The following is an 18,656-nucleotide window of genomic DNA, read 5'->3' as shown; positions in this document are numbered from 1 at the left end:
GATAACATATATTTCTTACAGTATGTCTTAACAGGTTCTTAACTTTTCTTAACTATTTCACATGGATCCGGTCACAACCTGGCAGACCAATTTTATTTCCCGGAAAGATTGTTACAAAATACCCTGCTTTAACAGCAAATAAAAAGCAGCTTTATAGCAGACCTCTGTTTCACCTGTTATAAAACTGCTTTTCGTTTCGGCTTATCCTGTGTATTTCTATAGCATCCGGCTTTTCATATCGCCGGAGCTTCCCCGGTTCTCCCCCGGCAGAGATCTCAGAACTTCCTGAATCTCTCATATCGCTTTTCCAGAAGTACTTCTTCAGAATAATTTCTGTATTCTTCCAGAAAATCTGTTATTTCCTTGTCCAGAATATCTGTCACCTGATAAAGTGTCTGTTCACTGTATCCCTCTGGTTCACAGATCACTTTCTCAATGATTCCCTGAGAATAAAGATCAGCCGCAGTGAGCTTCATTACCTCTGCCGCCTCTTTTGCCTTTGTGCTGTCCTTCCATAAAATACTGGAAAATCCTTCCGGGGAAAGAATGGAATAGACTGCATTCTCAAGCATCCATACCTGATCTCCTGCTGCCAGAGCAAGCGCCCCTCCGCTTCCTCCCTCACCTGTAATTATGGTAAGTACCGGAACCGTCAGGCCGGCCAGTTCCATCAGGTTGTCTGCAATGGCTGCTCCCTGTCCTCTCTCTTCTGCCTCAATACCGCAGAAAGCTCCCGGAGTGTCTACAAAGCAGATCACCGGCCGGCGAAATTTTTCCGCCTGCTTCATTAGCCGCAGCGCCTTCCGATACCCCTCCGGCATAGGCATACCGAAGTTTCTGTGTATGTTTTCCTTTGTATCGCAGCCCTTTTCCTGAACGATCACTGTTACCGGCATCCCGTGAAAAGCAGCAATCCCGCCGATCACTGCAGGATCGTCTCCGTATTTCCGATCTCCGTGCAGCTCCATGAAATCCGTGAACAATGACTTAATGTAGCTGCTGCCCGAAGGTCTCTCCAGTTTCCTGGAAATCTGAACACGCTCCCATGCCGTATGTTCCGTCCTGCTGTTCTGGCAAAACTCTTTTTCGCAAAATGAGTCTGAGGTCTCCTGTGAAAAAATATGCTTCTCTCTGTCGGCTGTACCTACGTTGTCAGACAGCTTCACTTCTGCCGCTGATCTGTTATTGATCTCCTGTACTTTATCTGAGCCCGCCAGATCAGTTCCCTCTGTCTTGCTTTTTCCACCATGAAGCTTCAAAAGCTTTGTCAGGGTTCTCTTCAGATTTTCCCGTTTCACGATTTCGTCCACAAATCCATGCTCCAGGAGAAATTCTGCTCTCTGGAAGCCTTTGGGAAGCTTCTGGCGAATTGTCTGCTCGATCACTCTTGGACCTGCAAATCCGATCAGGGCTCCCGGCTCCGCCAGTATCACATCTCCCAGCATGGCAAAGCTGGCTGTAACGCCTCCCGTAGTAGGCTCGGTCAGAACAGAAATATAAAGAAGTCCCGCGTCACTGTGCTTTTTCAGTGCTGCCGAAGTTTTTGACATCTGCATAAGAGAAGTAATTCCCTCCTGCATTCTGGCGCCACCGGAACAGGCAAAAAGAATCACCGGAAGCTGTTCCCGGGTGGCACGCTCCACGGCTCTTGTAATTTTTTCGCCTACAGCCCATCCCATACTTGCCATAAAAAAACGGCCGTCGCACACACCGATCACTGCTTCCCGACCGTTGATACGTCCCTTTCCTGTAACAACAGCTTCCTGAAGCCCTGTTTTCTCCCTTACAGAATTAAGCTTTTCTTCATAGCCCCGGTATTCCATTGGATTTCCGCCAACAAGATCTTTGTCCCATTCCTCGAAGCTTCCCTCGTCTGTAATCATACGGATTCTTGTATATGCATGGATCCTGAAATATCCGCCGCATTTCGGGCAGATATAGTTTCCGTTTTTTACATCCTCGGTGACGATTGCCGCTCCGCACTTATTGCATTTGCGCAGAAGTCCCTGAGGAACCTCAGGCTTCAAAGTACCGGTGTGCTTTGCGCTCTGTTCCCTGTACAGACTTTTTGTTTTTTTGAACATATTTTCCAGCTTCATGCTCCATTACCTCTGCCTTCCATTCGTTCAATAAATTCCACATCTGTATTTCCGGTAAGAAAATCCGGATGATTCAGAATTTCATACTGATAATCTACATTTGTGTCGATTCCTTCTATGATAATCTCCCCAAGAGCGCTCTGCATTTTACGGATCGCCTCATCCCTGTTTTTTGCCCACACGATCAGCTTTGCGATCATAGAGTCATAATAGGGCTGGACTGTATAACCGCTGTACACTGCAGAGTCGATCCGGATTCCCTTGCCTCCGGGAAAGTACATATCTGTAATGGTTCCGGGAGAAGGACGGAAGCCTTTTTCCGGATTTTCCGCATTGATCCTACATTCAATGGCATGACCTGTAATATGGATATCCTTTTGTCTGTAGGAAAGGGGTTGTCCGGATGCAATACGGATTTGTTCTTTTACAAGATCCACCCCTGTGACCCACTCTGTAACCGGATGTTCTACCTGGATCCGGGTATTCATTTCCATAAAATAAAAGCTTCCGTCCCTGTCCAGAAGGAATTCAATGGTTCCGGCATTCACATAGCCGCAGGCCTTTGCAGCCTTTACTGCAGCCTCTCCCATTTTTTTGCGCAGCTTATCTGAAATAATCTCACAGGGAGACTCCTCGATCATTTTCTGATGATTTCTCTGAACAGAACAGTCCCTCTCACCCAGATGTATTACGTTTCCTTTCTGATCTGCAAGAATCTGAAACTCAATATGTCTGGGTTTCCTGACAAAATGCTCCACATACATGGTATTGTCGCCAAACGCCATCCGGGCTTCCTTCTGAGCCGTACAAAAGCTTTCCGCAAAATCCTCAGGAGAATCCGCTGTCCTCATTCCTTTTCCGCCGCCTCCAAGAGCCGCCTTGATGATTACAGGATATCCGATTTTTTCTGCCTCTTCAAATCCTGCCTCCGCTGTATAAATTGCTTTTTCACTTCCCGGGATTACCGGAACCCCTGCTGCAGCCATGGTATTTTTGGCAGCCTGTTTATTGCCAAGACTTGCGATCACATGAGAGGGAGGCCCGATAAAAGTAATATGGCACTGCTCGCACAGCTCTGCAAATCTGCTGTTTTCTGACAAAAATCCAAATCCCGGATGAACCGCATCCGCTCCTGATACAATGGTCGCACTTATGATATTTTCCATACTGAGATAGCTCTGAGAAGAAGGAGCCGGGCCAATGCAGACAGCTTCATCTGCAAGCTGTGTATGCAGAGCCTCTCTGTCAGCCTCCGAATAAACAGCTACTGTTTCAATTCCCATTTCCCTGCAGGCACGGATGATCCGCACTGCAATCTCTCCTCTGTTTGCTATCAGCACTTTTTTTATCATATTTACCACCTATCCAATCATAAAGGTCAGTTCCGCATCTGCAACAACTTTTCCGTCCACGCTGGCAACTGCATGTCCGACCCCTACAGGTCCCTTGCATTTAATGATCTTTGTCTCAAGCTTCAGTTTATCTCCCGGAGCAACCTTTCCCCGGAAACGGCAGCTTTTTATTCCTCCGAAATATGCAGTTTTTCCTTTATTTTCTTCCTTGCTTAAAATGGCTACCGCGCCGGTCTGAGCAAGAGCCTCCACGATCAGAACACCCGGCATCACCGGTTCCTGAGGAAAATGACCTCTGAAAAAATCCTCATGAAAGGTCACACATTTATATCCTGCCGCAAACTCTCCCGGCTCATAGTCCTCTATGTAATCTATAAGAAGAAACGGATGTCTGTGAGGAAGAATCTCTTCAATTTCTTTAATTCCCAAATGCTTCATGCTGCACCTCTTTTTATTTTATTCTGAAAAGGGGCTGTCCGTACTCTACCATCTGGCCGTTTTCCACCAGAATTTCCGTCACGATTCCCTCATATTCACTTTCAATTTCATTCATCAGCTTCATGGCTTCCACAATTCCCAGAGTTTTTCCTTTTTTCACTCCGTCGCCCACTGCCACAAAGGGCTCTGCGTCTTCTGAAGGAGCCGCATAAAAAGTTCCCACAAGGGGAGATTTTATCAGTTTTCCTTCCTGAACTTCCCCGTTTCCGTCCATTGCTGCTTCCGGCGCCTGCCGGGTTTCTGTGTTTTGTGGTAAAACAGACGGTATGCTTTGTACATTCTGATTCTGCGGGGTTCCCTCCATTGGAAGGACAAGCTCTGTTTTTGGCGTTTCCCTGACAAAGCGCAGGGTGGTACCGTTTTCTTCATACTGAAATTCTGTCAGTTCAGAGTCCGACACAGCCTTTATCAACGTAAGAAGATTATCAAATTCCATACTTACCTCTTTCTTGCTCACTGTTTCTGAGCATCCAGGTATCCTCTTGAGGATTACCTCTTTCTTGCTCGCTGTTTCTGAGCATCCAGGTATCCTTTTATGGATTACCTCTTTTCTGCTCGCTGTTTCTGAGCATCCAGGTATCCTCTTGAGGATTACCTCTTTTCTGCTTAATCGAATTTTTTTATTAACAGTGTGGCGTTATGTCCCCCAAATCCCAGGGAATTGCTCATAGCGTAACGGATCTCCTTTTTCACCGGGGCGCCAAGTACATAGTTCAGATCGCAGCCTTCTCCCGGTGTTTCGGTTCCCATTGTCTGGTGGATAAAGCCTTCCTGAAGCTCCTTTACACAGGTGACAAGCTCTGCGCCTCCTGCTGCGCCAAGCAGATGTCCGATCATGGATTTTGTAGAGTTTACCAGAACCTTTTCCGCCGCTGCGCCAAAGGCAAGGTGAATGGCTCTTGTTTCAAAAAGATCGTTATGATGAGTGCTTGTTCCATGAGCATTGATATATTCCACTTCCTCCGGACATACGCCTGCTTCTTCCATGGCAAGGCTCATTGCCTTTGCGGCTCCGCTTCCGTCCTCAGCAGGAGAGGTAATGTGATATGCATCTGCAGTAGCCCCGTAACCGACTATCTCTGCATAAATTCCCGCTCCTCTTGCCCTGGCATGCTCCAGCTCCTCCAGTACCACAATGCCTGCGCCTTCGCCAAGAACAAATCCGTCTCTGTCTTTGTCAAATGGAACAGATGCCTTTAAAGGGTTGTCCGTTTCTGTAAGAGCAGTCAGTGCGTCAAATCCTGCAACTCCCGTAGGACAGATACAGCTTTCCGCGCCTCCTGCCACCATAATGTCCGCGTCTCCGTACTGGATCGCCCGAAAAGCATCTCCAATGCTGTGGGTTCCTGACGCACAGGCAGTCACCACGTCTGTACATTTTCCTCTCAGGCCAAGCTCAATGGAAACATTTCCTGCAGCCATATTGGAGATCATCATAGGCACCATCAGAGGAAGCGCACGGCCGGGTCCCTTCTGAGTGATTCTGTCATAGCAAAGCTCCACCTGACGGAGATCTCCAACTCCGGAACCAATGATAACTCCCGCCCGGAAAGCATCTTCTTCCTTCATATCCAGCCCGGAATCCTCAAAAGCTTCTTTGGCTGCCGCAACTGCATACTGAGAAAAAAGAGCCATACGTCTTACCTGTTTAGGTTCCATATACTTTTTAGGTTCAAAGCCTTTTACCTCAGCTGCAAGCTTTACCTTATAGCCCTGGGCGTCAAATCTGGTGATCGGTCCGATTCCCACCTTTCCGGCACAGATTCCCTGCCAGAACTCCTGTACATTGTTTCCTGTGGGCGTCACTGCTCCCAGTCCTGTAATTACTACTCTCCGCCTGCTCATATTACCATTCCTCCGTCAACCTGAACGACCTGTCCGGTAATGTAAGAAGCATCTTCTGATACAAGAAATGCCACTGTCTTCGCTACATTCTCCGGCTTTCCAAAATGCCCCAGGGGAATCTGTGCCGCAGAAGCCTCTTTCACAGAATCAGGCAGGATCTGAGTCATTTCTGTTTCTATAAATCCCGGAGCCACTGCGTTTACTGTAATTCCTCTGGATGCCAGTTCTCTTGCCGCTGTCTTTGTAAGTCCGATCACACCTGCTTTGGACGCCGCATAATTTGCCTGTCCTGCATTTCCGGCAATTCCTACCACAGAAGCCATATTTACAATTCGTCCGCTTTTCTGTCTCAGCATCTGTCTGGAAACAAAACGCAGCATGTTAAAGGTTCCTCCCAGATTCACATCAACTACGCTGTCAAAGTCCTCCCTGGACATCCCCATCAGGAGCCCGTCTTTTGTGATTCCTGCATTATTTACAAGGATATTTATTTTTCGGTATTTTTTTACAATATCTCTGACAGCCTGTTCACAGGCTTTATAATCCGCAACATTCCACTGTAAAGCTTCTGCACAGCCGCCGTTTTCTTCAATTTCTTTTTTTACTTTTTCTGCCCGGTCAGCTGAACCGTTATAATTAATAATCACAAAAATTCCTTTTGCTGCCAGCTCCAGAGCAACTGCTCTTCCAATTCCTCTGGATGCGCCTGTTACTACAGCTACCTGCTTTTCTGTATACTCCGCCATGTTTCCCCTTTCCTGCAATCATCCACTGTCTGTTTTATTATTCTGAATAAATATGTCCTTAAACTCACCTGTTCTGCATGTTTTTCCCTGCATGGCTGCACAAATCGCCCAGCGCTTATACATACCGCATTACTGCTTCCATGCCTTTCGGAAATTACATGTCCCCCTCCACTGGTTCTGTTCCCCTCGGCAATTACATGTCCTTCCCGCTGTTTCTGTTCCCTTCGGAAATTCTGCCGATCACTGCTTCAGCAGTTCCCCGCATACAGCTTCCGCTTCTTCCCAGGTACTGATCCGGTACATATTTACATTTTTATCTATTTTTTTCATAAAACCGCTGAGGGTTTTCCCCGGGCCAATCTCCACAAAGGTGTCAATTCCCTGCGCGATCATTGCTCTCATGCTCTGCTCCCAGCGAACCGAAGAGCTTACCTGTCTCACCAGAAGTTCTTTTATGGCTTCTCCGCTCTTCACCACTTCCGCTGTCACGTTTGTCACATAGGGAATGTCCGGATCCTTAACAGAAACCTTTTTCAGAACCTCTTCCAGCTTTTCTCCTGCCGGTTTCATCATTGGAGAATGAAAAGGACCGCTGACCTTTAAAGAAAGTACCCTTCTGGCCCCGGCTTCTTTAAGAACTGCAGCCGACTGTTCCACTGCTTCCTTTTCCCCTGTGATCACGATCTGTCCGGGACAGTTATAATTTGCAATAAAAACACCTTCAAGATCATGAACAGTTCTTTCCACAGCTTCTCCGTCCATTCCAAGAACAGCGGCCATAGCTCCGGTTCCTTCCGGCGCCGCATGTTCCATGAATATCCCTCTGGCGCGGACAGTGCGGACTGCATCCATACCGCTCATACTGCCTGCTGCTGCAATCGCACAGTATTCACCAAGGCTTAAACCTGCTGTCATTTCCGGATAAAGTCCTCTTTTTTCCAGTTCACGGGTAATAGCAAGACAGGCTGTGACCATAGCCGCCTGAGTATATTCTGTTTTGTCCAAGAGGTCATTTTTCTGAAAACAGATTTCCCGGACATCAAAATCCAGTATACTGGAGGCTTGATCAAAAACAGCCTTTGCCTCCTGGCTTTTTTCATAAAAATCTCCTGCCATTCCCACTTCCTGGGCTCCCTGTCCGGGATAAAGAAATGCAATCCTGCTCATACTGTTCCGCTCCATTTCCTAAATATCATGTTCCTGTTCCGCCTGCTCTCTGCAAAAATCTTTTTACTGTTTCCTTTGTTCACAGAATAATATCGTGCGGACAGTTACGAAATCTCTTTAACATTTATTCCTGCCATGGCTTCCTGATCATTAAATCCTCAGCCCTGGAAACCATTCTGCTGATAATCTCCCTGCAGGAAAGGCTTTCCTTTACAAGTCCGGCGCTCTGGCCTGCCATCAGACTTCCGTTTCTGGTATCGCCGTCCTGCACTGCTTTTCTTAAGCCTCCAAGTGTAAGTGCTTCAAGAGCCTCAAAATCAGCCCCGCTTTTTTCCATTTCCAGATATTTTCTGGACATGTCATTGCGCAAAACCCGGATAGGATGACCTGTTGTGCGTCCTGTAACACGGGTATCAATATCCTTTGCCCTTAAGATACTGTCTTTATAATTCTGATGGATCACAGACTCACGGGAAGCTGCAAAAGCAGTGCCGACCTGCACGCCTTCCGCTCCCAGCATAAACGCTGCTGCCATTCCTCTTCCATCTGCAATGCCTCCGGCAGCGATCACCGGAATCTCCACTGCATCCGCCACCTGCGGTACCAGTGTCATTGTAGTGATCTCTCCGATATGTCCTCCGGCCTCTGTTCCCTCTGCCACAACTGCATCTGCGCCGCAGCGCTCCATACGTCTGGCCAGAGCAGTGGAGGCGACTACCGGAATCACCTTCACCCCTGCCGCTTTCCAGTCTGCCATATATTTTTCCGGGCTTCCGGCTCCTGTTGTAACAATGGGAACCTTTTCTTCCACAATGACTTTTGCCACCTGATCTGCTTCCGGGCTCATGAGCATAATGTTGACTCCAAAAGGTCTGTCAGTCATTTCTCTCACCTTTTTGATCTGCTCTCTTACCCACTCTGCAGGGGCTGCGGCAGCCGCAATCAGTCCAAGGCCTCCTGCGTCTGACACTGCAGCCGCCAGACTGGACTCAGCCACCCACGCCATACCGCCCTGGATCACAGGATATTCAATTCCCAATAATTCTGTAATTTTTGTTTTCATAATAAATCCTCATCTGAATCATCACCGATTTTGAAAGCTGCGGCTTACAGCCTTCAAGCATTTTTGCATATTCTTACGATTTCTTTGTTTTGCAAAATATCAGCCCGAAGGTTACTTATTCTCTTCCAGGTACGCTGCCGCAGCGCCTACGGTTGTTATTTTTTCCAGATCCTCGCTTGGAATCTCTACTCCAAATTCCTCTTCCAGGGCCATTGCCAGCTCAAAAAGATCAAGGGAATCTGCATGAAGATCCTCTGTAAAAGAAATGTTCTCTGTAATGCTTTCTGCTTCTGCTCCAAGTGTTTCTGCTGTGATCTCAATAATTTTCTGTAACATAATAATCTCCTTTTCTGCTATATCTCTGATTTTTGAATTTATTTTTAAATACCCCATTCCAGTACAGATGCCCCCCAGGAAAGCCCTGCCCCAAAGCCTGCCAGAACAAGCTTCTGGCCTTTTTTCAGCTTTCCGTTCCGGTTCATTTCATGGAGAAGTATGGGGATACTTGCCGAGGAAGTATTGCCATATTCCTGAAGATTCATGGGAAACCTTTCAATTCCCATTCCCAGTCTCCTGGCTGCTGCTTCTACGATCCTGCGGTTTGCCTGGTGAAGAATAAACCAGTCAATTTCTTCTGTTTTTAAATTGTTTTTTTCCAGTACCCGGCGGATCGCTTCCGGAACACTTCTGACAGCAAACTGAAATACTTCCCTTCCGTCCATAAACAGATACTTCTCTGATTTCAGGGCTGCGCTCCCGGCTGTTTCCGTCTGCGGCTCCCTATTCGGACTGCTTTTCACTGCCGGACAGGTCAGAGCCTCTCCGCCCCGTCCGTCTGACCGGGCAAAGGAAGCATAATTCCTGCCTTCCCGGGCGCACAGCATCACAGCCCCCGCCCCGTCTCCGAAAAGAATACAGGTTCCCCGGTCTTTCCAGTCAACGATCCGAGAAAGTCTTTCACTTCCCACAACAAGAATGTTTTTATAGATTCCTGACGATATGTAGGCCTGCGCAGTCTGATATGCAAACAGAAATCCACTGCATGCCGCATTCAGATCAAAGCCTGCCGCCTGATAAAGCTCCAGTTCCTTTTGTATCCCGCACGCAGTGCATGGAAAAATCTGATCCGGTGTGGAAGTCGCTGCTATGATCAGATCTACTTCATCGGAACTGATGCCTGATTCCTCTATTGCCTGCCGGGCTGCTTCCGCCCCCATAGACACTGTGGTTTCTTTTTCCGCAATGTGTCTTCTGAGTACCCCGGTACGTTCCCGTATCCACTGATCACTGGTGTCCACAAATTCTGCGATTTTATGATTATCCAGAACTCTTTCCGGCACACAGGCGCCAGTTCCGCAAATCACACCTTTCATGATCTGCCCTCCTTTTTTCGGAACCTGATCACGATTCCGTTTGGGTTGTTATTTATTTTGAATATTTAATATTTTGATTATCAAAGTATAATCCTGTAAATAAAGAATGTCAAGAAAAAAATAAAAAGACACTGCAGAATATTTATATCTTATCCACAGTGTCTTGCATTTCAATTATTCAGTTTTTCCTTCAGGAAATCACAAATCCTGTATTTTTATCAGATAAAAATTCCTGCGATCATGTAGACCACAAAAGCTGCGATCCATGCGATCACGCACTGTCCGATCACAACACCTGCCGCCCATTTTCCGCCCAGCTCACGCTTGATAGCGGCAACTGCTGCCACACATGGGGTATAAAGCAGGCAGAATACCAAAAGGCTTGCTGCTGCCAGAGGTGTGATGGCTGCAAGCAGGGCTTCCGTACTTCCAAAAAGAACTGAAAGTGTGGAAACAACGCTTTCTTTTGCCATAAATCCGGTAATCAAAGCAGTAGATATCCGCCAGTCTCCAAATCCCATAGGTCGGAAAATCGGAGCAATAACACTTGCTGCCATGGCAAGAATACTGTCTTTTGAATCTGTTACAACATTCAGATGGATATCAAAGGTCTGTAAAAACCAGATTACAAGAGTAGCGATAAAAATAACGGTAAACGCTCTCTGCAAAAAGTCTTTCGCCTTATCCCACAGCAAATGTCCTACGTTTTTTGCTCCCGGCATACGGTAATTCGGAAGCTCCATAACAAAGGGAACCGCCTCTCCGCTGAACATGGTACGGCGCAGCAGAAGCGCCATCAGGATCCCCATAACAATGCCGCCAAAATACAGAAGAATCATAACCAGCGCGCTGTTTTCCGGGAAAAAGGCTGCTGCAAAAAATGCATAAATGGGAAGCTTTGCAGAGCAGCTCATAAAAGGTGTAAGAAGAATTGTCATTCTTCTGTCCCGCTCTGAGGGAAGAGTTCTGCTGGCCATAACTCCGGGTACAGTGCAGCCGAATCCGATCAGCATAGGCACAATGCTCCGTCCGGAAAGCCCGATCTTTCTCAGCAGCTTATCCATTACAAAGGCAACCCTTGCCATATATCCGCTGTCCTCCAGAAGAGACAGGAAAAAGAACAGGGTCACAATAACAGGGAGAAAACTCAGCACACTACCCACACCATTAAAAATGCCGTCCATCACAAGAGAATGAAGCACACTGTTTACATGAGCCGCTGCCATAAGCTGATCAATAGCTCCGCCAAGAGCCTCAATTCCCATATCAAGAATACCGGAAAGGAACTCTCCGATCACTCCGAAGGTCAGGTAAAACACAAGGGCCATAATTCCCACAAAACAGGGAATTGCCGTATATTTTCCAGTAAGTATCCGGTCTATCTTTGTACTTCTGATATGCTCCTTGCTCTCTTTGGGCTTAATGACTGTCTCATCGCAGATTTTTTCAATAAAGTCAAATCGCATGTGCGCAATGGCAGCTGCACGGTCCAGTCCGCGCTCACTTTCCATCTGCTTTACGATATGCTCCAGCATCTCTTTTTCGTTCTGGTCAAGCTTCAGTTTTTCAAGGATCAGCTGATCCCCCTCTGCAAGCTTGGCTGCTGCAAAGCGTACCGGAATCCCGGCTTCCTGTGCATGGTCTTCGATCAGATGCATAATGGCGTGAAGGCATCTGTGAACAGCTCCTCCGTCATCATCCGCATCACAAAAGTCTATTTTTTCCGGCTTTTCCTGATATTTTGCCACATGAAGAGCATGGGCTACCAGCTCGTCAATTCCCTCATTTTTTGCTGCGGAAATAGGAACTACAGGGATTCCAAGCATTTCCTCCATCCGGTTGATAACGATCGAACCACCGTTTTCCCTGACCTCATCCATCATATTCAGGGCAAGAACCATGGGAATATCCAGCTCCATCAGCTGCATGGTAAGATAAAGGTTCCGCTCAATATTTGTGGCATCCACAATATTAATAATACCTCTTGGATGCTCATTCAGTACAAAATTCCTTGTTACGATTTCTTCGCTGGAATACGGAGACATGGAATAAATTCCCGGAAGATCTGTTACCAGGGTATTGCTTTTTCCACGGATCGATCCATCCTTTCTGTCCACAGTAACACCTGGGAAATTTCCCACATGCTGGCTGGAGCCGGTAAGCTGATTAAACAAAGTTGTCTTTCCGCAGTTCTGGTTTCCTGCCAGTGCAAAGGTAAGCATTTCACTGTCCGGAAGGGGATTTTCCGTTTCCTTAAAATGAAATTTTCCGCCTTCTCCCAATCCCGGATGAGGGATGGAATGGCTGTTGTTTTTCTTAGATGCGTCTCTTTTTTCTCCTGCATCTCTCACATTTTCTATTTCAATTTTGTCCGCATCAGCAAGACGAAGTGTAAGCTCATAGCTGTGGATTCGAAGCTCCATGGGATCTCCCATAGGAGCATACTTTACCATAGTTACATCTCCCTTCGGGATCAGTCCCATATCCAGGAAATGCTGTCTGAGAGCCCCCTCTCCGCCTACAGAACGTATTGTTGCCGTCTTTCCGATCGGCAGATCCTTTAGCGTCATCTGACTCTTCCTCTTTTCATTTGATAATCTTTATTGTTTGTCATAGAAAACTTTATGACAAATATCACTGTTTGTCAATAGAAAACCCTCTGTTTCGACGGATTATTTCGCCATTATTTCATATTGTCATTCCTGTTCACGGCCTTCACAGCAGTAAATTTCCGACTTATATATGCTGAAATTTTGACAGAATGACCAGTGCAATTTTCTGTTCCATGCTTTATACTATAAATCCCATATTAAAATAAGGCCGGCACAAGCCCAATGGCTTTCGGCAATAAGTATTCACATGAACTGAGGAGGACGATTATGAAACGTAAATGGTGGCACGATAAGGTTGCCTATCAGATTTACCCAAAAAGCTTTTTTGATTCCAATGGCGACGGAATCGGAGATATTCCGGGTATTATATCAAAGCTTGACTATCTGAAAGAACTTGGAGTGGACATTGTATGGATTTCACCCTGCTATCCTTCCCCAATGGCAGATCAGGGTTATGATATTTCAGATTATTACAATATTCATCCCGCTTTCGGTACCCTGGATGACATGGACAGACTTCTTACTGAAGCCCGGAAAAAAGACATGTACATTCTTCTGGATCTTGTTGTCAATCATTGCTCTGACGAGCATGAATGGTTTGAAAAAGCCTGTGCAGATCCCGAGGGAAAATACAGCAATTTCTTCTACATTGAGGACCGAAAAGAAGGACAGCTACCCTGTAACTGGCGCAGTTACTTCGGCGGTTCCGTATGGGAGCCTCTCCCCGGACATCCTGACAAACAGTACCTGCATCTTTTCCATAAAAAACAGCCGGATCTTAACTGGGAAAACCCGGACGTCCGGGAAGAAGTTTACAAAAATATCAACTGGTGGCTGGATCGCGGTCTCAGCGGCTTCCGCATCGATGCCATTATCAATATTAAGAAAAAACTCCCCTATAAAGATTATGCTTCTGACCGGGCAGACGGACTTTGCACGGTTGACAATATGCTTGCAGAGGCCCGGGGTGTAGGAGAATTTCTGGGAGAAATGAGGGACCGTACCTTTGGTCCGCATGAGGCTTTTTCCGTAGGTGAAGTCTTTAATGAAAAGGATGAAGAGCTCCCTGATTTCATTGGAGATAACGGATATTTTTCCAGTATGTTTGACTTTGCTCCTGTTGTTTTCGGCGCAAGCAGCAAGGGCTGGTACGACCGTAAAGCAATCACTCCTGATGATTATAAACGCTGCTGCTTCCACTCTCAGAAGCGTGTGGGAGATATCGGATTCCTCTCAAATATTATTGAAAATCATGATGAACCAAGAGGTGTCAGCCATTATATTCCAGAGGGTGAAGTAAGCATTTACAGCAAAAAAATGCTTGCTGTCATGTATTTTATGCTTAAGGGTCTGCCCTTTATTTATCAGGGACAGGAAATCGGAATGGAAAATATGAAGTTTTCCTCTATTGATCAGATTGATGATATCAGCACCATTGACGAATACCATGTGGCGCTGAATGCAGGCTGTACCAGAGAAGAAGCACTGAAATGCATTTCCATTTACAGCCGGGATAATGCACGTACACCAATGCAGTGGGACTGCACGGAAAATGCCGGTTTTACCTCCGGTACCCCGTGGCTTTCCGTGAACCCGAATTACCGTGAAATCAACGTAAAATCACAGCTGAACGATCCTGATTCTCTGCTGTCTTTTTATAAAAAGCTGACTGCTCTGCGCAAGGATCCGGACTATAAAGAGACCATTGTCTACGGCAATCTGATCCCTTATCTGGAAGATCAGCATAACCTGATGGCATACTTCCGAAAAGGAGAAAAAACGCTGCTGGTTATTGGAAACTTCCAGACAGAGCCTCAGGATATTACCCTTCCGGGCAAATGCAAAAACGTGCTGCTGAACAACTATCCGGAGACAGATATTTCCGAAAACATTCTTCATTTAAAGAATTATCAGGCTGTCATTCTGGAACTGTAAAAAGCTCCAATATTTTATAAAACGCCTCATTTCTATCCCCTGATCAGGAAAGAAATGAGGCACTTTATTTCTCTTTTTATACAATTCTTACTCTGCCATATCCAGTACAGTTGTTCCATTTTTGCTTATCTGATATCCTCCATGAAGAAGCTTCCGCTCCGAAAATTGTTCCGGTTTTTCTTCATCTTCTACGGTCAGAATATACATCCCCATGATGTTGCCTCTCCGGATAGATCACAAAATTAAATCCTGCTCCCGGAACAGATTTCCAACCCAGATCCTGTATTCACTGATATGCTGAGACTTTCGGATTTTTTTCATATAGCGTTCCGGATTTGTAAATGAGGTTCCAAGATATGCCCACAGTTCCTTCATTTTATACAAAGTGTTCCTGTCTCCGGACATATAATCCATATATCCCTTTAAAAGCTCTTCATGAAATTCAAAAAGCTCCTCTTTATACCGGCTGCTGTCTTTTTGGTCTCCATTGCTGATTTCCTCTGCCAGCCACGGTTTTTTCAGAATCCCTCTTCCGATCATAATCTTTTCCGTACCGGGAAATCTCTGCACAACTTTCTCATAATCATCTTTGCTTACAATATCCCCATTATAACAAAGAGAGTGCCTGCTGCTTTCCTCTGCTTTTTTAAAGGCCTCCCAGTGAATGGTATTCTTCTTATACTGATCTGTTTTCAGCCTGGGATGTATGATAAGCTCCTCCAGAGGATATTTTTCAAAAATTTCCAGAAGCTGAGGCCATTCCTCCTCATCCTCCACTCCAATTCTTGTTTTTATGGAAACAGTCATTGGACAGGACGCAAAAATTTCCTCCAGAAAACGATCCAGTTCCCTGGGAAACGCCAGAAAACCGGAGCCTCTGTTTCTTGATGTAACCGTAGGAGAAGGACAGCCCAGATTCAGATTCACCTTATCATATCCATATTGTCTGATCTCTTTTGCAATAGCAAGAAAATCCTCCGCCCGGTTTGTCAGAATCTGAGGGATCAGCTCCATCCCTTCATTATTTTCCGGAAGGATATCCCTGATCTCCTTCTGATTCAGACGCCTGCTCATAATAAACGGAGCAAAATAACGATCTATGTTCCCGAAGCTTTTATGATACGCTGCCCGGTAAATATATCCGGTAATTCCTTCCATTGGTGCCATATAAAACTGCATATATCAAATTCCTTATCTGTGATTTATTTTTACAGTCTGTATTATATCGTTTTGCACAGTTTATGGCAATATTTCCACCTGATATATGCAAAATCAATGTTTCCTGCTATACAAAAAAGCCTGTTTTCAGGCTCCCAAAAATCATTTGCATTATTCCATTTTCTGCTCTATAATATGTTTAGAGGAACAACCGCCCACAAGGGGTTGACCTGTTTAAAAGCGTACATAGAAAATGCCACCCTAAACTCGCCAAAGTTCTGAGGGTGGTTTTTCTATGCTTTAAATCATTATCGACAGAACGTAAAAACGAATGTCAGCAATGCAAGAATGAACATTCCAAAAGCCATAAGGTCTTTAAAATCAAAATGTTTCATCAGCACCACCCCCATTCTATGTAAGAATAGAGGTCAGCCACCCTGTAACACGGTTATTCCATTTCCATATCATAGCATATTCGCATATTTTATTTCAATGTTTATTCTTCTTTATTCACCGCAAGTTTTTTACATTTTTCGACATTATATGTGGCTGATATTTTTACATAATCTCTGTGCGGAAGGCTTCCGCAATCCCACTTAATCCATATCTGTCTGCCAGATCCTGGATTCCCGTCATAATTTCCTCCCGACTGAAATTATGCTCCTCCAGAAACTCATCCGTTTTTCCATTCAGACTGTAATAAAACAGCAGCCCTGTTTTCAGCCTGCTTCTGTCTCCATCGCAGGTCATTTCATAAAGCTGATTTTCTGCCTCATCTATTTTCCCCTCTTCTGTTAAGGCTATCAGCCTTTCAAGTTCAGCCCTTTCACTCTCGTTCTCAATTATCTCTGGCGTCAGCTCCTGCGCATCCACCTGAAACAGCATTTTCAGCACTGCACGCACCATTTCCCGGATCTGTCTGAGTATGTAGTCATCCTGAAGCATAGCGTAAACTCCTTTCAGTATCTATGATAGTTTTTCATAGATTAACATAAATAATACTTCTATTGCAATCTCTTATATCCGTTCACACATTTTTCACAAAATAATTAGCACTCACCTCTTGACTCTGCTAGCAGCAAGTGTTATATTACATACAGAACAAAGGAAGGGAAATAAAAAGATACAAAACCTGCATCTTTCGTTTCCTGAAACCTCCCGGTTCCGTAATAACACATATTAACATAGATAATAAAAAAAGGAGAGATGACTTATGTTAATGCCTAGTATTTTTGGAGAAAACTTATTTGATGATGACTGGATGAACTTTGGATTCAATGACAACTTCTGGGGAAAGAAAAATCCATTATATGGAAAACATGCTCAGAACATGATGAAAACAGACGTCCGCGAAAAAGACGACAGCTATGAACTTGATGTTGATCTGCCAGGCTTTAAAAAAGATGAAATCAAAGTTCAGCTGAAAGACGGCTATCTTACCTTATCCGCTGCCAAAGGTCTTGACAAAGATCAGCAGGATAAACAGGGCAATTACATCCGCAGAGAGCGTTATGCAGGCACTATGAGCAGAAGCTTCTTTGTAGGAGAGGATGTTGCCCAGGAAGATATCCATGCAAAATATGAGGACGGCATCCTGAGGCTTTCTGTACCAAAGAAAGCGCCGAAAAAAATAGAAAACACCGGCTATATTTCAATTGAAGGCTGATGCTTTCATCTTCTCTTTATTCTCCGGGGTCTTTCAGACCCCGGTTTTTATATACCTTATTCTGACTGGCGGCTCTGTATCTCGCTTACATTCTCAGCCGTTACTTTCTGATAGGGAAGACGAATATATTTTCCATCCTGAAGCGTATATTCAGGACTGAGGTCCTTTTTCAGAATAAGAGAGCCCGCCAGCTCCAGCATTCCCTGGGCCTGTCCTTTTGCATCATTCAGAACAGTGCCAAGAAGCTCTCCCTTTTCTACGGCTTTCAGCCCTACATCTGTTCCGTCAACTCCCAAAATCACCGGCCAGTTATCTGACTGACTGTCCATTCCCCGGGCCTTAAGAGCATCGGCAGCCCCTAGCGCCATATCGTCGTTATTGGCAAGTATCACTTCAATTTCAGATCCATAAGAATTAAGAAACGGCGTTATTTTATTAGAGGCCTGATCTCTGTTCCAGTTGGCAATCTCATCAGCAAGCTTTTCTACTGTGTATCCGCTTTCTGTAATTTTATTGATCACGGACATACTGCGTACCATGGAATCATTATGTCCTGCCTCGCCTTCCAGCATCACATATTGAAGAATGCCGTCCCCGTTTGTGTCAATAGATGCAAAATCCTGTTCGCATTGTTCTACCAGGATTTCTCCCTGAAGCTGCCCGGATTCAAAAGCATCTGCCCCTACATAATAAAGCTCCTCCCAGCGTTCCAGATCTTCTTCCACCAGCTCTCTGTTAAAAAAAATCACCGGAACATGATTACTTTTTGCTTTTTCAATAATGATGGAAGCGTCCGTTCTGTCAACCAAATTGATGCAGGCAAGATCACATCCTTCTTCAATAAAATTTTCCATTTGATCATTTTGAGTAAACTGACTCTGATCTGCATTCTGAATATCCAAAGTAATGGAAATTCCCCAGTCCTTTTCCTTTTCTCTGGCATATGACTGAAGCTGGGAAATGATTTCTGACATAAATGTATCATATTGATCGTACACACTGACACCGATCTTTATGCTCTGCGGCTGTATTTCCGCAGTCTTTTTGCTGCCCGAACATCCGCTGAAAACTACTGTCATACAGCATATTCCTGCCAGGACCCATGTTCTTTTTTCCCTGTTCACTTTCCCTTCCTCCTACGG

17 protein-coding genes are annotated in these 18,656 nt (G+C 45.4%); 2 read left to right on the top strand and 15 right to left on the bottom strand.

Annotated elements, in window-relative coordinates:
• Positions 1-275 precede the first annotated feature (275 nt).
• The 11 genes from QVP40_RS08530 to feoB form a co-directional block, all read right to left on the bottom strand.
• Positions 276-2,099 carry an acetyl-CoA carboxylase carboxyl transferase subunit gene (locus QVP40_RS08530; protein WP_022068040.1) on the bottom strand — a complete coding sequence of 608 codons (1,824 nt, stop codon included), beginning with the start codon at positions 2,097-2,099 and terminating at the stop codon, positions 276-278.
• A complete protein-coding gene (locus QVP40_RS08525; protein ID WP_022068039.1) occupies positions 2,096-3,451 on the bottom strand; it encodes an acetyl-CoA carboxylase biotin carboxylase subunit in 1,356 nt (451 codons plus the stop codon). The genes QVP40_RS08530 and QVP40_RS08525 overlap by 4 nt, the downstream gene beginning before the upstream one ends.
• A 9-nt stretch (positions 3,452-3,460) precedes the next feature.
• Positions 3,461-3,889 carry a 3-hydroxyacyl-ACP dehydratase FabZ gene (gene fabZ, locus QVP40_RS08520; protein ID WP_022068038.1) on the bottom strand — a complete coding sequence of 143 codons (429 nt, stop codon included), beginning with the start codon at positions 3,887-3,889 and terminating at the stop codon, positions 3,461-3,463.
• 13 nt (positions 3,890-3,902) lie between these two features.
• Positions 3,903-4,385, bottom strand: coding sequence for an acetyl-CoA carboxylase biotin carboxyl carrier protein (gene accB, locus QVP40_RS08515; RefSeq protein WP_022068037.1), 483 nt, complete (start codon positions 4,383-4,385; stop codon positions 3,903-3,905).
• 170 nt (positions 4,386-4,555) lie between these two features.
• Entirely contained in the window at positions 4,556-5,794 is a 1,239-nt protein-coding gene (fabF, locus tag QVP40_RS08510; protein WP_022068036.1) for a beta-ketoacyl-ACP synthase II, read from the bottom strand.
• The gene (fabG, locus tag QVP40_RS08505) at positions 5,791-6,540 is read right to left on the bottom strand and encodes a 3-oxoacyl-[acyl-carrier-protein] reductase (protein ID WP_022068035.1); all 750 of its coding nucleotides are present in this window, start codon (positions 6,538-6,540) and stop codon (positions 5,791-5,793) included. Before fabG ends, fabF begins: the two co-directional genes overlap by 4 nt.
• Positions 6,541-6,780: 240 nt before the next feature.
• A complete protein-coding gene (gene fabD, locus QVP40_RS08500; protein WP_022068034.1) occupies positions 6,781-7,707 on the bottom strand; it encodes an ACP S-malonyltransferase in 927 nt (308 codons plus the stop codon).
• Positions 7,708-7,831: 124 nt separating this feature from the next.
• Positions 7,832-8,770, bottom strand: coding sequence for an enoyl-[acyl-carrier-protein] reductase FabK (gene fabK, locus QVP40_RS08495; protein WP_022068033.1), 939 nt, complete (start codon positions 8,768-8,770; stop codon positions 7,832-7,834).
• Between the two features lie 111 nt (positions 8,771-8,881).
• Positions 8,882-9,106 carry an acyl carrier protein gene (gene acpP / locus QVP40_RS08490; RefSeq protein WP_022068032.1) on the bottom strand — a complete coding sequence of 75 codons (225 nt, stop codon included), beginning with the start codon at positions 9,104-9,106 and terminating at the stop codon, positions 8,882-8,884.
• Between the two features lie 44 nt (positions 9,107-9,150).
• On the bottom strand, positions 9,151-10,143 hold the full coding sequence (locus QVP40_RS08485) for a beta-ketoacyl-ACP synthase III (RefSeq protein WP_022068031.1): 993 nt from the start codon (positions 10,141-10,143) through the stop codon (positions 9,151-9,153).
• Between the two features lie 218 nt (positions 10,144-10,361).
• Entirely contained in the window at positions 10,362-12,713 is a 2,352-nt protein-coding gene (gene feoB, locus QVP40_RS08480; RefSeq protein ID WP_022068030.1) for a ferrous iron transport protein B, read from the bottom strand.
• A 309-nt stretch (positions 12,714-13,022) separates the two neighbouring features.
• On the opposite strand from feoB, the gene QVP40_RS08475 reads away from it, so the two are divergent.
• On the top strand, positions 13,023-14,690 hold the full coding sequence (locus QVP40_RS08475; RefSeq protein WP_022068029.1) for an alpha-glucosidase: 1,668 nt from the start codon (positions 13,023-13,025) through the stop codon (positions 14,688-14,690).
• A gap of 87 nt (positions 14,691-14,777) precedes the next feature.
• Here QVP40_RS08475 and QVP40_RS08470 read toward each other — a convergent pair whose 3' ends face one another.
• From QVP40_RS08470 to QVP40_RS08460, 3 genes are all read right to left on the bottom strand, one after another.
• Positions 14,778-14,903 (bottom strand): hypothetical protein, encoded by a 126-nt coding sequence (locus QVP40_RS08470; RefSeq protein ID WP_022068028.1) that lies wholly within the window; start codon positions 14,901-14,903, stop codon positions 14,778-14,780.
• Positions 14,904-14,924: 21 nt separating this feature from the next.
• Entirely contained in the window at positions 14,925-15,869 is a 945-nt protein-coding gene (locus tag QVP40_RS08465; protein ID WP_022068027.1) for a tRNA dihydrouridine synthase, read from the bottom strand.
• A 537-nt stretch (positions 15,870-16,406) separates the two neighbouring features.
• Positions 16,407-16,793, bottom strand: a complete 387-nt coding sequence (locus QVP40_RS08460) for a DUF6483 family protein (RefSeq protein WP_022068026.1) — start codon at positions 16,791-16,793, stop codon at positions 16,407-16,409.
• 268 nt (positions 16,794-17,061) lie between these two features.
• Here QVP40_RS08460 and QVP40_RS08455 point away from each other — a divergent pair, with 268 nt between their 5' ends.
• The gene (locus QVP40_RS08455) at positions 17,062-17,514 is read left to right on the top strand and encodes an Hsp20/alpha crystallin family protein (RefSeq protein ID WP_022068025.1); all 453 of its coding nucleotides are present in this window, start codon (positions 17,062-17,064) and stop codon (positions 17,512-17,514) included.
• A gap of 56 nt (positions 17,515-17,570) precedes the next feature.
• Here the strand turns inward: QVP40_RS08455 and QVP40_RS08450 are convergent, their stop codons facing one another.
• Positions 17,571-18,638, bottom strand: coding sequence for a galactose ABC transporter substrate-binding protein (locus tag QVP40_RS08450; protein ID WP_288200407.1), 1,068 nt, complete (start codon positions 18,636-18,638; stop codon positions 17,571-17,573).
• Positions 18,639-18,656: the final 18 nt, after the last annotated feature.

Origin of the sequence: Blautia sp. CAG:257 (assembly GCF_000433815.1) — a bacterium.
Classification (GTDB): Bacteria; Bacillota; Clostridia; order Lachnospirales; family Lachnospiraceae; genus Blautia_A; species Blautia_A caecimuris.
The sequence above is the reverse complement of the archived record's forward strand: the minus strand, read 5'-3'. Positions and strand labels throughout refer to the sequence as shown.

What these genes read in the sequence shown, in the direction of transcription:
- fabD (WP_022068034.1), bottom strand. Translation starts at nt 7,707, where the DNA reads ATGAGCAGGATTGCATTTCTTTATCCCGGACAGGGAGCCCAGGAAGTG.
- feoB (WP_022068030.1), bottom strand. Translation starts at nt 12,713, where the DNA reads ATGACGCTAAAGGATCTGCCGATCGGAAAGACGGCAACAATACGTTCT.
- fabF (WP_022068036.1), bottom strand. Translation starts at nt 5,794, where the DNA reads ATGAGCAGGCGGAGAGTAGTAATTACAGGACTGGGAGCAGTGACGCCC.
- QVP40_RS08465 (WP_022068027.1), bottom strand. Translation starts at nt 15,869, where the DNA reads ATGCAGTTTTATATGGCACCAATGGAAGGAATTACCGGATATATTTAC.
- QVP40_RS08530 (WP_022068040.1), bottom strand. Translation starts at nt 2,099, where the DNA reads ATGAAGCTGGAAAATATGTTCAAAAAAACAAAAAGTCTGTACAGGGAA.
- QVP40_RS08485 (WP_022068031.1), bottom strand. Translation starts at nt 10,143, where the DNA reads ATGAAAGGTGTGATTTGCGGAACTGGCGCCTGTGTGCCGGAAAGAGTT.
- fabG (WP_022068035.1), bottom strand. Translation starts at nt 6,540, where the DNA reads ATGGCGGAGTATACAGAAAAGCAGGTAGCTGTAGTAACAGGCGCATCC.
- QVP40_RS08525 (WP_022068039.1), bottom strand. Translation starts at nt 3,451, where the DNA reads ATGATAAAAAAAGTGCTGATAGCAAACAGAGGAGAGATTGCAGTGCGG.
- fabK (WP_022068033.1), bottom strand. Translation starts at nt 8,770, where the DNA reads ATGAAAACAAAAATTACAGAATTATTGGGAATTGAATATCCTGTGATC.
- QVP40_RS08460 (WP_022068026.1), bottom strand. Translation starts at nt 16,793, where the DNA reads ATGCTTCAGGATGACTACATACTCAGACAGATCCGGGAAATGGTGCGT.
- QVP40_RS08475 (WP_022068029.1), top strand. Translation starts at nt 13,023, where the DNA reads ATGAAACGTAAATGGTGGCACGATAAGGTTGCCTATCAGATTTACCCA.
- accB (WP_022068037.1), bottom strand. Translation starts at nt 4,385, where the DNA reads ATGGAATTTGATAATCTTCTTACGTTGATAAAGGCTGTGTCGGACTCT.
- QVP40_RS08470 (WP_022068028.1), bottom strand. Translation starts at nt 14,903, where the DNA reads ATGGGGATGTATATTCTGACCGTAGAAGATGAAGAAAAACCGGAACAA.
- acpP (WP_022068032.1), bottom strand. Translation starts at nt 9,106, where the DNA reads ATGTTACAGAAAATTATTGAGATCACAGCAGAAACACTTGGAGCAGAA.
- QVP40_RS08455 (WP_022068025.1), top strand. Translation starts at nt 17,062, where the DNA reads ATGTTAATGCCTAGTATTTTTGGAGAAAACTTATTTGATGATGACTGG.
- fabZ (WP_022068038.1), bottom strand. Translation starts at nt 3,889, where the DNA reads ATGAAGCATTTGGGAATTAAAGAAATTGAAGAGATTCTTCCTCACAGA.